The following is a 14636-nucleotide window of genomic DNA, read 5'->3' as shown; positions in this document are numbered from 1 at the left end:
GCCTGCGGTCACTCAGGGTGACTCGCGATAGTAGGCGTCGCGCCGATCCGAATAGCCCTCGAAACGTCGCAGGAATTTCTCGTCTGCCTTGTTGAGAACGGTCCCCAGCAGACGTTCGGAAAGAAGGGGGGATGAGCGTATGGCGTTGCGGATCTCCTTCGTCGACGTGCCGCCCCATTCGACGATCAAGATGAACGCGTCGAAAAGATGGGCTGTTGCCTTGACATCAACGATCGGCAGGACTGCGGGCAGATCGCAAAGGACGTAGTCATACTCTTTGCGTACCGCTTTCAGCATGTCCTTGATCGCCGACGAGTTCAGCGCGTCCGAGCTGCTGAAAGGTCTCGCCGCGATGGGAGATGGCAAGACATCAAACTTGAAGTTCGGATCTGTGATGACGAGATTTTCGAGTTCCAAGCCATTCTCGACCATGTCAATCAGTCCCGGCCTGTCGGCATAGCCAAGCATTCGAGATGCGGAGGGACTGCGCAGGTCAGCGTCGATCAGAAGAGTCCGCGCACCGGTCCCCGCAAGGAAAGCTGCAAACGCAGCCGTGACAGTTGTCTTGCCCTCCCCCGGAAGCGCCGACGTGATGCCGATGATCTTGGCGCCCGTTGGATGAAGGTCGATCGCAACCTTCATGTATCGCAGCGCTTCCGCGGTCGCGGAGAAACATGAGGCTTCGGTGATTTGGACGAAGGGCAAGGATTCGCTTCCCCGAAATCTGCCCAACGGCTTGGACATTGCCGGCAAAACCGCGAGGCAGGCAGAGCCGACAAGCTTTTCGAGTTGATCGCGCGTGTGAATTCGGCGGTTCATCAATTGCTCGCGAGCGATCGCGGACATCACGCCAAATCCCAATCCGCAGAGTGTCGCAAACGCGAGAGCCATGGCGATCTTGGGCGAACTTGGCTCGCGCGGAACAGGCGCCTCGGTTACCAGGCGGGCCTCGGTCGAGGGGAACGATTGCTGCTGTAGGGCTTGAGTGAACCTCGACAAGAACGTCTCGTAGATCCCGCGATAGGTCTCGGCACCGCTCTCCAGTTCGCGCAAATGAACTTGCGCCTGCCTTGTCGAGCCGGACTCCTGGAACACCTCCATCATCCGTTTATCGATGGCTTCTTCCTGGCTTTTGGTAATCTGGAGCTCGCTCTTGTAGCTTTCCGCAATCCGGGAAATCTCATCCCAAATCGAACTTTGCAGGGCTGCCATTTCGGCGCGAAGATTCCTGACCGCAATGTGATTGACGCCATATTTGGCGGTCCATTCCGCCTGCTTGGCCTGATCGTCCAGGAATTGCTGCCGCAGCTTGGTGACGACGGGGCTGCTCAAGGCATCCGTAACAACGGGGTCGGGGATGCTGAAATCGCCCATATTGTTGGAGCGCTGCGCGAGGACGCGCTGGATGCGCTCGAGCTTGGCGCGGGCCTGACTGGTGTCGGCACGCGCCTTGGCCAGCGACACACCAAGCTGATCAAGCTCGATGTCGCTCGCCAGCTTGCCATCCTTGCCAATGATGATGTTCTTTTCGGTTTTAAAATCCTGAACCGCCTTATAGGCGTCGCTCGCCTGTTGGCGGAGCGCGCGCATCCGCTCGTCAAGCCATTCGCTTGCGCGACGGATCTGGTCGAACTTCGCCTGAAGCTGGTCTTCAATGTAAGACTCTGCAAACGTGTTCGCTATCTTCGCCGCTTTTTCCGGGTCGAGAGACGTGTACGCGATCCGCTCCACATAGCTTTGCCCTACTCGGGTCACGCGCAGATTGTCCTTGATCGTGGAGAGCGCGCGTCGCATCGGTTCGTCGGTTGATGGGTCCGGCCCGGGTTCTCGCGTGAGGAAGGCAATGATGCGGGCCCGAATGCCCTGCCAGGGTCCGACGAACTCCGGGTCTTCATTCAGCTTGAGCTGATGAACGACGGACCTTCGAACTCTTTCGGACCTGGTCGTCTCGAGTTCCGTTTCCACTGCGGCATCATCGATGGAGCGGGTCTCCGACGACATCTCGCTGTGAGTCCAGGTGATCTTCTCGGTATCGATGATCATATCCGCGGTCGCGGTGTATTTGGGCGGCGTCGTGGCAACGTACGCAACCCCACCACCAAACGACAAAGCGGTGATCAGAGCGAGAAGGCGCCACTCGCGGCGAAGGAAATCGCGGAGGTAAACTAGAAACTGTGTTTCGAGATCGGCGGCGCCATCTGCTGCTGCAAAAGGCCCAAACTCACCGGCAATGTCCATCCACTGCCTTTCCGTTCGAGTTGGTACGACGACGATAGCACGTTTTCACGAGCCGGGCGTACGGAGAGGCCGCACGGCCTGATTTTGAAGGCGCGATGTCACCTAGATACCGGCGGCGCCTGCTGCAGCCGTCAGTGAACCACTCTTGCCCTTAGCTTGCGCAAGGAACTAGCGCGAAGACCAGGAAGTTCCGCGCCGCGCCCAAACAAGACGCCGGGCCCACCTGTTTTGCGTTCGATCGAGGGGCCCCCGCTTTAGGAGATTCGTAGCAGCGGTTCCCCGGCGCGGATGCGGCCCCATTCTGTAACGTTGTCGCAGAATTCGAAATGCGCGGGCGCCAACACGATGATGGTCGAGCCGTGCTCGAACCAGCCGAGCTCGTCACCCTTCTTCACATCGACATCGCAAGGGTAGTTCAGCGGCCCGCGCGTCCGGCCGTTGAGCACGAGATCGAGGAAGTGCAGGCGGATGCTCGCGACCAGGATGGCGGCGACCGGCACCAGGGTCAACGCGTCACCGCTTTTCAGATGCGTGCGGATCACCGCGCGCTCGTTCTTGCAGAACAATCTTTCGACGCGCTTGAGCGCAATCGGATTGACGTTCCAGGTATCGCCATGGATCAGCCTGACCTCGTCAATATGGCAGTCATGCGGCGCGTGGAAGCGGTGATACATGCTCGACGTCAGCCGCAAAGTGACGAACCGCCCGTTGCGGTGCGCCTCCACCAGCGCGGGATCGCCGAGGAGATCGGCGAGCGAATATGGCGCGCCCTTGATCTGGAACAGCTCGCCCTCCCGGATCGTCCCGAAGGCGCCGATGATCGCGTCCGACGGGCTCGCCACGATGTTCGGATCGGGATCGTAGGGACGCAGGCCCGGCTTCAGCTCGCGGGTGAAGCAATCATGCAGGCTCTTGAAGTGGGTCTTTTTGGCTTCGGACAGGTCGAGGTCGGAGAACAGGCGCCATAGGCCGATGGAGAGATCCCGCACCAGGGGGTTCTCGATCTTGGAGAACCAGCCCATGAAACGGGTCACTGCTGCGCGCGGGATCCGGTTGGTGAGCAGGAAATTGAGGTCTTCCTGCTGGGTTATCGCGGAGATGAGGCTTTTGACTGTCATGAATCTGTCAGCAGGACTGGTTAGCGCTTAACTTATGGATACGCAGCTTCCGATTCTCTCGTTCGCGGCCGGTGCGGTCGCCTTGACCGCCACTGCCGCCGTCGCCCCCAAGGTCAAGGCGCGGATCGCGCTGTCGCGCGCCAAGCACCGCTCGCTTACCGGACATTCGAAGATGTCGAAACTGGTGGCGCGCCTGATCCCGCACTACGAGTTCGATATCAACGACTTTTTCCGCTCCGACGGAGCGCCGCCAGAGGTGGCCACCAAACGCCAGGACGGCTTCTTCCGGCTCGCCGAACTTTACAAGCAGCGCTTTGCGCAATCGCGGCAGATGACGGCGGAGGCGGCAGGGCGGATTTCCGACCTGCAGTTCACGCAGGCCTATCGCGTGCCGTTCCAGTACAGCCGCCTGGTGCGGGAGCATCTTTCCGCCGGCACGTTCATGCAGGCCTCTTCCGGCGTGACGCTGACTGATCTCGACGGCAACGTCTTCTACGACCTCGCCGGCTCCTACGGCGTCAACATCTTCGGCTACGATTTTTACAAGGAATGCATCGAGAACGGCGAGAAGCGCGCGCACGCGCTTGGGCCCGTGCTCGGCTTGTATCATCCAGTCGTCGCCGAGAATGTGCGGCGGCTCTGCGAGATCTCGGGGCTGGACGAAGTCTCCTTCCACATGTCCGGCACCGAAGCGGTGATGCAGGCGGTGCGGCTCGCCCGCTATCACACCCGCCGCACGCATCTGGTCCGCTTCGCCGGCGCCTATCATGGCTGGTGGGGCGATGTGCAGCCGGGCGTCGGTAATCCGGTTTCGCCGCATGAGACCTACACGCTCGCCGACATGTCGGAGCGGACGCTGCATGTGCTGAAGACGCGTCGCGACATCGCGTGCGTTCTGGTCAACCCGCTGCAGGCGCTGCATCCGAACGCCAATGCACCGAGCGACGGCTCTCTCGTCGACAGCTCCCGCAAGAGCGGTGTCGACCGCGCCGCCTATGGCGAATGGTTGAAGAAGCTGCGCGAGGTCTGCACCGAGCGCAACATCGTCCTCATCTTTGACGAGGTCTTCGTCGGTTTTCGGCTCGCCCCCGGCGGCGCCCAGGAATATTTCGGCGTGCGCGCCGACATGGTCACCTATGGGAAGAGTCTTGCCGGCGGACTGCCGATCGGCGTGGTCTGCGGCAAAAGAGAACTGATGCGGCGCTTTCGCGACGACCGCCCGGCCGACGTCTGCCTCGCCCGCGGCACCTTCAACGCGCATCCTTACGTGATGACGGCGATGGACGAGTTCCTGAGCCGCCTTGCGAGCGAGAATTTCCGTGCGGTGTATAACGGGCTTGACGAGATCTGGAACGGCCGCGCACGACAGCTCAACGAGGCGTTCGCGGCCCAGAATCTGCCGGTGCGTGTCGCCAATCTCTCTTCGATCTGGACCGTCACCTACACCGAACCGTCCCGCTACAACTGGATGCTGCAATATTATCTCCGTGCCGAAGGCCTGGCGCTGAGCTGGGTCGGCACCGGGCGCTTCATCTTCAGCCTGAATTACACCGAGGCCGATTTCGCCGAGGTGATGCAGCGTTTTGTCACCGCCGCCTCCAAGATGCAGCAGGACGGCTGGTGGTGGCATGATGCCGCGCTCACCAATAAGCGCATCCGCCGGCAGATCCTGCGGGAAATGATCGGCAGCCGGTTCGGGCGGTGAGCTCGGCCGCTTACCTCTCCCAGTAGATCCCCTTGCCCCGTCATTCCGGGGCGATGCGTGGCATCGAACCCGGAATCTGGAGATTTTCGGGTTCGTGCGCCGCGCGCCCCGGCATGACGGGGGCAATAGGCTGGCATGACGGATGCAAAACGTGGATGGCCGGGACAAGCCCGGCCATGACGCGCGAGTGAGAGGCTTCGAACCAAAATCTCAGGCCGGCTTCTCTTCCAGGCCATGCTCGATGATATCGAGACCCGGGTCGATCAGCTCGCCGCGCAACAACGCGAGCGGCGCCTTGTGATACAGCACGAAGTCGTTGAAGGGATCGGTGATGATCTTGGTCATCCAGACCAGGCCCGTTTCAACGTCACGGATGAAGAACAAATGCACGGTGCGGAACAACAGGCCGCCGATACCCACCACCAGCCAGATTTTCGCGACCTGGCGGACGAAATCGGCGGGCGTTGCCCAGGGGGTGAAAAGGCCGAGCAGGGTCGGATCGAAATACAGCACGACCGGTGAAGCCGCCCAGATCGCCATCAGCACCACCTTGCGGCGGAGATTGTAGCCGACCTTGATCTCTTCCTTGTGCTCGTGGGTCGCCTGGTTGATGTGATCGTAGCCGCGCGGCTCGAAGAAGAAATGGCCCGCCTGGCGCGAGGTCATCGAGACCAGCCAGCCGATCAGCGCCGACATCAGCGGATCGAAATACAGCATCACGTAGCCGATCATGAAGCTGACGGCGCTGACGAAGTGCAGGCTCTGGTTGATCCGGCTGTGATGATAATAACGATGGTCATCCCAGCGCTGGATGCGAAGCTGCTCCAGGAAGTTCTTGATCATTTCTTGCCCCTAAGAGTGAGTCGCAAGTGGTTGTACAGGGATTCGATGTAGCGCGTGTGACATCATCATGATGACATATGACATCACGCAACTGACGCAGTGACAGGGATTGCTGCAAGGCGATGGCGTCAGGCCGAGACCGGCCATCGCGGCTTGGGCTTTTTTGCTTGGGGACCCGCTGCTCAGGCGGCAGCGGCGACGTCCAGCTTGCGGAAGCGAACCAGCGAGAAGTGGCCGAGCGGCGGAATCAGCCGGCGCTCCACCAATTCCATGCCCTTGGCACCCGCCAGCCATTTGGTGTAGCGCGACCATGCGAACTCGGCGGTGCGGAAGCCGAGCCGGCGCACCACCGGCTGGAGGCGCTGCTCGATGAAACGGCGCATGCCGGCATCGGCGCTGACGCGGGTCAGAATGATCAGCTCCCCGCCCGGGCGCAGCACGCGCGCGAATTCGTCAAGCGCGGCTTCCGGGTTCGGCACCGCGGTGACGACATATTGCGCCATCACAACGTCGAACGAATTGTCGGCGAATTCGAGCTTCTCGGCATCCATCACCGCAAGCCCCTCGACATTCTTCAGACGCTGCTCGGTGACGCGCTTCTTCGCCTTCTTGAGCATCTCTTCCGAGATGTCGGTGCCGAAAATGCGGACATGCGGCGCGTACAGCGGCAGCGAGATGCCGGTGCCCACGCCGACCTCAAGCACGCGACCGCCGATCTTGTTGGTGGCCTCGATCGCCGCATCGCGCCCCTTGCTGAAGACACCGCCGAACACGAGGTCATAAATGGGAGCCCAGCGGTCATAGGCCTGCTCGACCATCTCGCGGTCGAAGTCCAGTTGCCTGGTGCCGTCAAGCTTCATGGTTTCTGCCATCGTTCGTCTCGCTTACCCTTGTAATGGTGCTCTGAAGGTGAATGTTCCAATCAGCCGCGGACGGGGCTGCGGCTGGCCGCGACCCGGCTCGGCCGCAGCACGCGGCTAGGCTGCAACGCGCTCAAATTACCGATGAACTGTCTGGCACTGTTTTCCCAGGATCGCTCAAGCGCGAAAGCGCGGCAGGCTTCGCGCGACATCGAAAGCGCGCGCAGGCACGCACCGCGCAGATCGTTGTCCAGCGCACCGATCGGATGATCCGATATCACGTCCTTCGGACCGGTCACCGGAAAGGCCGCTACCGGCGTGCCGCAGGCAAGCGATTCCAGTTGCACCACCCCAAAGGTGTCGGTGAGGCTCGGAAACACGAACACGTCGGCCGCCGCCATATGCGCGGTGAGATCCTTGCCGGTCTTTTCGCCCAGGAAGCGCGCGTCGGGAAAGCGGCGCTCCAGCTCGGCCTTTTGCGGGCCGTCGCCGACCACGACTTTCGAGCCAGGCAGATCCAGCGACAGAAACGCCTCGAGATTCTTTTCCACGGCGACACGGCCGACCGTCATGAAGATCGGCCGCGGCAAGTCCAGCTTGGCGGGCTCGTTCGGATTGAACAGCTCGGTATCGACGCCGCGCGTCCAGAAGCCGAGCCTCTTGAAACCGCGCTCTGACAGCTCCTGCTTCAGCGACGGCGTCGCGACCATGGTCATCGCGCCGGCATTGTGGAAGTAGCGCAGCACCGCGTAACCGACGCTCGCGGGAATGCCGGTCCGGACCGAAATATATTCCGGGAAACGCGTGGTATAGGAGGTGGTGAAGGCAAGCCCGTTGCGACGACAGTAGCCGCGCACCGACCAGCCGATCGGCCCTTCGGTCGCGATATGGATCGCCTCCGGTGCGGCCGCCTCGATCCGCCTCGCGATCTCGCCCCGGTTCGGCAAAGCGATCCGCAAGCTCTGATAGGTCGGAACGGCCATCGACGGGAAGCCGTCGGGCGTCAGGAATTCGATGTCGGCCCCAAGCTTCGCGGCGGCGCGTGACAGCGACGTCAGGGTGCGGACCACGCCATTGACCTGCGGATGCCAGGCATCGGTCGCAATTAAAATCCGCATCAGGGAAAGCCTCGAGAGTTGGAATGATTCTCGCTTCCCGAGTGTTGGTCTATGGATATTTCAAACGTGTGACGTCATGCAAATGTTGAAGAATCTTTTTACGACTCCCCGCGCCGTCCTTGTCGCGAAACCGTCACGAAACGATTCCTTAAGCGCGAAGCCGCTTTAGCGGGCAGGCACGAACGCCCCGAAACTTTTCGCCGTTAAGCCTTTGGGCAAGCGAGCGCCGAAACCGGCGCCACAAGCGAAAAATCGGCGCGGCGCGCTAACGTCGTCCAGACAGTCCAAAACTCAATCATAATACGCCGGAGCGAGTTTGAAGCCGGGCCAGGCATCCGGGTCGTGACCTGTCACCACGGTCGCGCCGGTCCGTTCGGCCAGGGCGCGCAGCTTGCGAACGGACCGCACCGTGTCCACTGCGGAGGCCATGAGGCCGGGCAGCGCCTTTTCATTCCAGTGATCCGAAGTGTAGGCGGCATCGACGGCGAGCAAGATTGGCCCCCTGTTGCGTAACGTGACCAGAAAGGACTGATGTCCGACCGAATGGCCGGGAGTAAACACGATCCGCAGCGTACCGTCGCCGTAGAGATCATAGCCCTCAGTCGCCTCGCCCTCCAAGAACTGCCACTTCAGTCCCGGCCGATCGAAATCCTTGCGGGCATAGGCGCCGGACGCAAACCAGTCAGGCGTGAAGGCGTACTCGTATTCGCGCCGCTGCACGATGTGCGTGGCGTTGGGGAAGCGGCCGATCGCACCGGTGTGATCCGAATGCAGATGCGACAGCGCCACGAAGCGAATGTCCTCGGCCGCGAGGCCAAGGGCTGCCAACTGGGCGACGCAGCCTTGCGTTTTGCTCATCACCGGTTGGAAGATATCGACCGCATCGCCCCAATAGCCGCGCGGATCGGCCAAGCCTTCAGCCGCGAGCCCGCCGTCGATAATCACATTGCCCTTCGGGTGAACGATGAGGAACCACGGGACCGGTATCTCGTAGTCGATCCCAATGCCCTGGTTCATCTTGATGTCGTGCACCTTGCATTTCTGGGTACCGGATTGAAGCATGTAAAGCCGGATGTCGTTCATGCACCTTCTCGCCGTTGAGGCGGGCAAAGCCGCCGATATCTCCGCGCTGTCGCGGAAGCGGGCAGCGAACTGGCCGTGCCCGACGCCTGTTACGGCGATCCGCCGCGCAGCCGGTAGACCGGATCGTCAGATTACATTTATTGGCTGAGCCGATATGTTGCGTGCATGGACTTGTTGGTAGCGATGCGCGTTTATGTCAGGGTCGTGGAGCGGGGCAGCATGTCCGCAGCGGCCCGCGACCTCGGCATGGGCCAGCCGGCGGTGAGCGAGCGCATCGAGCGGCTGGAGAGTCATCTGGGCACACGCCTGCTGCGACGGAATACGCGCAAGATTTCGCTCACCGACGCGGGAGTCGCCTTCTATGAGCGCAGTAAACATGCGCTGGAGGTGGCCGACGATGCGGTGGCCGCCGTCGCCCAAGATGCCGCGAGCCAACACAAATCCATGCGAGGCAGAATCCGTATGGCCGCGCCGCATGGCGTGGGTGAGGTGGTCTTGCCGCCGCTCCTGCTCCGCCTGCGGGACCGTCATCCGCATCTGAAGATCGATCTCGTGCTCAATGATCGGGTTGTCGATCCGGTGACCGAAGGCGTCGATATCTCGTTGCGGCTTGGGGATTGCGGCGAAGGCAGCTTCGTCGCGCGCCGCCTTGGCCACGTGCGCCGTGTGCTGGTGGCAGCGCCGGACTATCTCCTCCGACACGGAAGACCGGCGAAACCGGCCGAACTGATCGATCATCCCTTCGTCCGCGTGACCGGCCTGTTCAACAACGGTCAGCTCCCGTTGGTCTCGAACGGCCAGCAGACCGAACCGGCTCCGATCCAGATCGCACTCAACATGAGCCATTGGCGCCCCGTACATGCACTCCTGCTCGGCGGAGCCGGCATCGGCGTTCTACAGGAGCCTGTCTGCACCGAGGATCTCGCCAGCGGACGGCTCACGGAGGTCCTGCCCGAGTTTGCCGTCCCGGGTTTCGATCTGCACGCTCTCTACCCGGCGGCAAGGCCCATTGCGCCAAGGATACGCGCGGTCCTCTCGCTGCTCGAAGAGCATTTACCGGGGATTCTGCGCTGACCTGTTTCCGGCGATGCGCGCGGCAGGTGAACTGAAGCCGTTTCGCGTGCACATTAAGTTCCATACAGGTGGATAAAGCGGCTCCGCCTCGCCCAGGCCGCTTTCGTTTGGGTAAATCGGCCCCGGCGCCGGTCTGGCGCGGGCTCACCCAGCCCTGTAAAACTTCCAGCTCGATTCCTTTCGGGGCGACAATGCGTCTGGACAAAAGGCTCAAAGCGATCGGACTCGCATTCGGCGTGATCGTGCTGTCGTTTCTGGTGAGCCTCAAGCTGATGGACTGGCTGGCGCCAGGCGGTGCGGTGAAAGCTCCCGCCATCGCCGAACCGGCGCCGTTGCCACCGGTTTCGCGCAGCTCCTTCGTCGTTGCGCCGGTGACGATCACGCTCGCCGCCATTCGCGATGCCGCCGAGCGCGGCACGCAGAAGAATTTCGCCGGCAAGGCCGACAATCCATTGGTAGCGCAGGTGCTGCAGAATGCCGAGGTCGGCTGGACCGCCTCGCGCGGACCAATCACCGCGAGCGGCGGACAGGACATGCTGTCGCTCTCGACCCCGCTCACCGGAAAGCTGAACGTCACCGGCGCGCTGTCGTCGAAGGCGACCGGCGCGATCACCGATGCGATCGGCGGACTGCTGGGGGCTAACGCGGCAAGACAGCTCGGCAGCGTCAACATCAAGGCGATCAACGCCAACGCCGAGATCAAGGGCAACGTCACCATCACCGCGCGGCCGAAGTTCGCCGCCGCCTGGCACTTGGAGCCGAATTTCGGCGCCCAGGTTACGCTCGGCGACACCGACCTTTCGCTCGCGGGCGCGCATGTCAACGTGCCGGCGCAGGTCAAGCCCTTCATCGACAAGACCGTCGGCGAGCAGCTCGAGGCGGTGAGCACGAGGATTCGCAACGATCCCACGCTCGAGAAGAACGCGCGCGTGCAATGGGTCAAGGCGTGCCGCTCGCTGCCGCTGCAGGGCGCGGGCGCGACGGCCGCGATGCCGGCGCTGTGGCTGGAAATGCGCCCGACCCGCGCCATCGCGGCACAGCCGCAGATCGATACCTCCGCCTTGACCCTGACGCTGGGGATCGAGGCGGAGACACGGATCACCCCGATGCCGACCAAACCTGACTGTCCCTTCCCCGACAAGATCACCATCGTGCCGCCGACTCCGGGCGGCTTGAGCATCGGCGTGCCGATCGATCTGCCTTTCACCGAGATCAACAAGATCGTCGAGACGCAATTTGCCGGCAAGACCTTTCCGGAGGACGGCTCGGGGCCGGTCGACGTCACCGTCAAGCACGCGACGGTCGCACCGTCCGGCGATCGGCTTTTGATCTCGCTTGTGGTGCACGCGAAGGAGAAGAAGAGCTTCTTCGGGTTCGGCACCGACGCGACCGTGCACATCTGGGGCAGGCCCGTGCTGGACGGGGCACAGCAGACGCTGCACTTCACCGATATCCAGCTTGCCGTCGAATCGGAGGCGGCCTTCGGTCTGCTCGGGGCCGCGGCCCGCGCAGTGATGCCGCGACTGCAGCAGGCGCTGTACGAAAGGTCGATCGTTGACTTGAAGCCGTTCGCCGCCAATGCCAAGCAGAAGATCGCGGAAGCGATCGCGGATTTTCAGAAGACCGACGATGGGGTGCGAGTGGAAAGCAAGATCAATGATCTCAGGCTCGCCGACATCGCCTTTGATGCCAAGACGCTGCGCGTGATCGCGCAGGCGGAAGGCTCGATCAACGTCTATGTGACCAAGCTGCCGGGGTTGTAAGGGATCTTCTCCCTCCCCCCGTTCTTCACGGGGAGAGGGTCGCGGTGAGAGGCTGTCTTCGCGAGTGCACTTGTGGAGAGCCGCTCACCCGCCGCGCAGAGCCTGTCATTGGGCCGCGCTTCGCGCGGACCCGTTGGCGCGTCGACCTCTCCTCGCGAGCGGGCGAGGTAAGCAAGGCATCTGCCAACAGGATCCGCCCACCTTTTTGTTCACCGTTCGCGTTGATTTTCCTCGCCTTTGGCTTTGCGTGGCGGGACGGATGTGGCAAGTAGCGGCCGTCCTTAAGCCGCTTAAACAACAACACAAGTAGGGAGAACAATGATGAAACGACTTGCCGCATCACTCACGGCGGGATTTGCTTTCGCGGCACTGGCCATCCCCGCCCATGCACAAACTATCTCCGACGACGTCGTCAAGATCGGCGTGCTCACGGACATGTCGAGCCTCTATGCCGATGCGACCGGCAAGGGCTCGGTGGCCGCGGTCCAGATGGCGGTCGCCGATTATGGCAGCAAGGTCAAAGGCAAGCCCGTCGAGGTGGTCTATGCCGACCACCAGAACAAGCCGGACGTCGGCGTTTCCATTGCGCGCAACTGGTACGACAATGAAAAGGTGGACGCCATCTTCGACGTGCCGACCTCATCGGTGGCGCTGCCGATCTCGGCGCTGACCCGTGAGAAGAACAAGATCCACATCAATTCCGGCGGCGGCAGCTCCGATCTGACCGGCTCCGCCTGCTCGCCCAACACGGTGCACTGGACCTACGACACCTACGCGCTGTCGAATGTCGCCGGCAAGGCGATGGTCAAGCGCGGCGAGGACACCTGGTTCTTCCTCACCGCCGATTACGCTTTCGGCCAGGCGCTGGAGCGTGATGCGGCGAACGTGGTCAAGGAAAGCGGCGGCAAGGTGCTCGGCGATGTCCGCCATCCCCTCAACAATTCCGACTTCTCCTCCTTCCTGCTGCAGGCCCAGGCCTCGAAAGCCAAGGTGGTTGCGCTCGCCAATGCCGGCGGCGACACCACCAACGCGCTGAAGCAGGCGGCCGAATTCGGCATCACGCCGACGCAGAAGATGATCGCGCTCTTGATGGAGATCACCGACGTGCATGCGCTTGGCATCAAAGCGACGCAGGGGCTGATCGTGACCGACGCCTTCTACTGGGACAAGGACGACGAGACGCGCGCCTTCTCAAAGCGCTTCTACGACAAGGTCGGACACATGCCGACCATGATTCAGGCCGGTCTCTATTCGGCGACGATGCACTATTTGAAGGCGATCGACGCCATCGGCACCGATGAAGCCCCGAAGGTGATGGCGCAGATGCGCGCGATGCCGATCAACGACTTCTTTGCGAAGAACGGCAAGATCCGCATCGACGGTCGCATGGTCCACGATATGAATCTGTTCGAGGTCAAGAAGCCGGAGGAGTCCAAGAGCGAGTGGGACCTCTACAAGCTGATCACCACCGTCCCCGGCGACGAGGCGTTCCGTCCGCTGGACAAGGGTGGCTGTCCGCTGGTGAAGGGCTGACCGTCTATCAACGGTGATCGCCGTCGTTCCGGGGCGCTGCGCAGCAGCGAACCCGGAACCTCGAGATTGCAGGTTCATCGCTGCGCGATGCCTGGAATGACGCAAAAGGATGCATGGGGTGGGCAAAGGCGCTTCACCGCCGTGCCACCCTAGGCGTCGCCGCTCGCCGCAGTGGGCACGCGTGCGCTTGCCCACCCTACAAAGCCACTTCAGGTGCCCTCGAACTTGAACGAAAGGTTGAGCTTGGAGCGATAGGCTTCGACCTTTCCCGTGGCATCCAACTGCAAATCGAGTTCGACAACTTCCGCGACGCGAAGGTCACGAAGAGATTTTGAAGCTTGCTCGACCGCGTTTGCGGCCGCCCTCTCCCAGGATTCCTTGCTGGTACCGATCACTTCGATGACTTTGTAGACGCTATCGGTCATGCCGTCCTCCCGTCCGCTGTGAAGCAACAGGGAGCAGGGTGCTCCCTGCCGACGCAAGGCTAACACCGCCAGAACCGCGCCGAAAGGCTGCGTCGCACCCGGTGCATTGGCGATGGCGCGAACCGAAAGGACGACGAAGCACAATAAAGCGCGCCCGGCCGGATCGGGCGCGCTGTGTTTGAGATGGGCGACCACCCTACTCGCTGTATTTGAACTCCGCCATCTTGTTTAGATCGTCCTTGCTGGCATTGAAGACCGCGTGGTCCGGATACCAGGGATTGGATTTGGACGCGTTGGCCGATGACGGCGAGCCGGTGGTCGCAGAGCCGGTGGTCGTGGTCGAAGGCGGACGGTTGCCGGGCGGGCTCGTGTTCGACGCGGTGGCGGAGGAAACCGGCTCGTCCGAGAACTTCATCTTGTCAAAGGACACGGCGACGAGGCGCTCGCCCACGCCGAGGAAGCCGCCGACGCCGATTACGGCCGCCTTGATCGAGCCGCCCTTGTCCATCAAGAGATCGTTGATCGCGCCGATCTTCTCATTGTTGTCATTGTAGACGCTGAGGCCTACCACCTTCGACGCGCGCCAGGTGCCGTGGAGATCAGACTGCGAAATCGCTGCGGGCGGCTCCGCGAACGCGGCCGTCGCCAGCAACGCCGAACCGACCACGCCGGCGGTGATATATTTCAGTAGCATCTCTTCTCTCCCTCATTAGACAAAAGGTGGAGAAGAAACCCCGATTGCCGATGCGCGGTTCCGGCCGCGATTGTCGAATTCCAAGTTGCACAGCGGCAAAGGAGTTCCGCTGCGCTGCCAGTTGCGGGTTCCGCCGAGCAGCGACAGCCATCTTTTGTCGCTGAGGATGGCTCCCGAAGCGC

At 62.0% G+C, this 14636-nt stretch carries 12 protein-coding genes; 4 read left to right on the top strand and 8 right to left on the bottom strand.

Annotated elements, in window-relative coordinates; all coding sequences use genetic code 11:
• Window positions 1-12 precede the first annotated feature (12 nt).
• Both F758_RS0128625 and asd read right to left on the bottom strand, forming a co-directional pair.
• Entirely contained in the window at window positions 13-2238 is a 2226-nt protein-coding gene (locus F758_RS0128625; protein ID WP_024511110.1) for a GumC family protein, read from the bottom strand.
• Between the two features lie 254 nt (window positions 2239-2492).
• Window positions 2493-3356, bottom strand: coding sequence for an archaetidylserine decarboxylase (asd, locus tag F758_RS0128620; protein ID WP_024511109.1), 864 nt, complete (start codon window positions 3354-3356; stop codon window positions 2493-2495).
• A gap of 34 nt (window positions 3357-3390) precedes the next feature.
• Between asd and F758_RS0128615 the strand changes: the two genes are divergently transcribed.
• Window positions 3391-5061, top strand: a complete 1671-nt coding sequence (locus F758_RS0128615; RefSeq protein WP_024511108.1) for an aminotransferase class III-fold pyridoxal phosphate-dependent enzyme — start codon at window positions 3391-3393, stop codon at window positions 5059-5061.
• A gap of 210 nt (window positions 5062-5271) precedes the next feature.
• On the opposite strand, the gene F758_RS0128610 is transcribed toward F758_RS0128615, so the two are convergent.
• From F758_RS0128610 to attM, 4 genes are all read right to left on the bottom strand, one after another.
• Window positions 5272-5904: a hypothetical protein gene (locus F758_RS0128610; RefSeq protein WP_024511107.1), complete on the bottom strand. Its 633-nt coding sequence runs from the start codon at window positions 5902-5904 to the stop codon at window positions 5272-5274.
• A gap of 182 nt (window positions 5905-6086) precedes the next feature.
• The gene (locus tag F758_RS0128605; RefSeq protein WP_024511106.1) at window positions 6087-6776 is read right to left on the bottom strand and encodes a class I SAM-dependent methyltransferase; all 690 of its coding nucleotides are present in this window, start codon (window positions 6774-6776) and stop codon (window positions 6087-6089) included.
• Between the two features lie 50 nt (window positions 6777-6826).
• Window positions 6827-7882 (bottom strand): glycosyltransferase family 4 protein, encoded by a 1056-nt coding sequence (locus F758_RS0128600; protein WP_024511105.1) that lies wholly within the window; start codon window positions 7880-7882, stop codon window positions 6827-6829.
• Window positions 7883-8173: 291 nt separating this feature from the next.
• Window positions 8174-8965 (bottom strand): AttM family quorum-quenching N-acyl homoserine lactonase, encoded by a 792-nt coding sequence (gene attM, locus F758_RS0128595; RefSeq protein WP_024511104.1) that lies wholly within the window; start codon window positions 8963-8965, stop codon window positions 8174-8176.
• Between the two features lie 165 nt (window positions 8966-9130).
• On the opposite strand from attM, the gene F758_RS0128590 reads away from it, so the two are divergent.
• From F758_RS0128590 to F758_RS0128580, 3 genes are all read left to right on the top strand, one after another.
• Window positions 9131-10039 carry a LysR family transcriptional regulator gene (locus F758_RS0128590; protein ID WP_024511103.1) on the top strand — a complete coding sequence of 303 codons (909 nt, stop codon included), beginning with the start codon at window positions 9131-9133 and terminating at the stop codon, window positions 10037-10039.
• A gap of 191 nt (window positions 10040-10230) precedes the next feature.
• Window positions 10231-11802: a DUF4403 family protein gene (locus tag F758_RS0128585; RefSeq protein WP_024511102.1), complete on the top strand. Its 1572-nt coding sequence runs from the start codon at window positions 10231-10233 to the stop codon at window positions 11800-11802.
• Window positions 11803-12123: 321 nt separating this feature from the next.
• Window positions 12124-13335: an ABC transporter substrate-binding protein gene (locus tag F758_RS0128580; RefSeq protein WP_024511101.1), complete on the top strand. Its 1212-nt coding sequence runs from the start codon at window positions 12124-12126 to the stop codon at window positions 13333-13335.
• Window positions 13336-13544: 209 nt separating this feature from the next.
• Here F758_RS0128580 and F758_RS0128575 read toward each other — a convergent pair whose 3' ends face one another.
• Both F758_RS0128575 and F758_RS0128570 read right to left on the bottom strand, forming a co-directional pair.
• Window positions 13545-13760, bottom strand: a complete 216-nt coding sequence (locus F758_RS0128575; RefSeq protein ID WP_024511100.1) for a dodecin family protein — start codon at window positions 13758-13760, stop codon at window positions 13545-13547.
• Window positions 13761-13956: 196 nt separating this feature from the next.
• Window positions 13957-14454: a PRC-barrel domain-containing protein gene (locus tag F758_RS0128570; protein WP_024511099.1), complete on the bottom strand. Its 498-nt coding sequence runs from the start codon at window positions 14452-14454 to the stop codon at window positions 13957-13959.
• Between the last annotated feature and the right edge of the window lie 182 nt (window positions 14455-14636).

Source organism: Bradyrhizobium sp. ARR65, from assembly GCF_000472385.1.
Classification (GTDB): Bacteria; Pseudomonadota; Alphaproteobacteria; order Rhizobiales; family Xanthobacteraceae; genus Bradyrhizobium.
This window is presented reverse-complemented; position numbering and strand designations above follow the sequence as displayed.

Excerpts from the sequence above, each read along its gene's own strand:
- F758_RS0128580 (WP_024511101.1), top strand. The coding sequence starts at position 12,124 with ATGAAACGACTTGCCGCATCACTCACGGCGGGATTTGCTTTCGCGGCA.
- F758_RS0128585 (WP_024511102.1), top strand. The coding sequence starts at position 10,231 with ATGCGTCTGGACAAAAGGCTCAAAGCGATCGGACTCGCATTCGGCGTG.
- F758_RS0128625 (WP_024511110.1), bottom strand. The coding sequence starts at position 2,238 with ATGGACATTGCCGGTGAGTTTGGGCCTTTTGCAGCAGCAGATGGCGCC.
- F758_RS0128575 (WP_024511100.1), bottom strand. The coding sequence starts at position 13,760 with ATGACCGATAGCGTCTACAAAGTCATCGAAGTGATCGGTACCAGCAAG.
- F758_RS0128570 (WP_024511099.1), bottom strand. The coding sequence starts at position 14,454 with ATGCTACTGAAATATATCACCGCCGGCGTGGTCGGTTCGGCGTTGCTG.
- F758_RS0128615 (WP_024511108.1), top strand. The coding sequence starts at position 3,391 with ATGGATACGCAGCTTCCGATTCTCTCGTTCGCGGCCGGTGCGGTCGCC.
- F758_RS0128590 (WP_024511103.1), top strand. The coding sequence starts at position 9,131 with ATGGACTTGTTGGTAGCGATGCGCGTTTATGTCAGGGTCGTGGAGCGG.
- F758_RS0128600 (WP_024511105.1), bottom strand. The coding sequence starts at position 7,882 with ATGCGGATTTTAATTGCGACCGATGCCTGGCATCCGCAGGTCAATGGC.
- attM (WP_024511104.1), bottom strand. The coding sequence starts at position 8,965 with ATGAACGACATCCGGCTTTACATGCTTCAATCCGGTACCCAGAAATGC.
- F758_RS0128605 (WP_024511106.1), bottom strand. The coding sequence starts at position 6,776 with ATGGCAGAAACCATGAAGCTTGACGGCACCAGGCAACTGGACTTCGAC.
- asd (WP_024511109.1), bottom strand. The coding sequence starts at position 3,356 with ATGACAGTCAAAAGCCTCATCTCCGCGATAACCCAGCAGGAAGACCTC.
- F758_RS0128610 (WP_024511107.1), bottom strand. The coding sequence starts at position 5,904 with ATGATCAAGAACTTCCTGGAGCAGCTTCGCATCCAGCGCTGGGATGAC.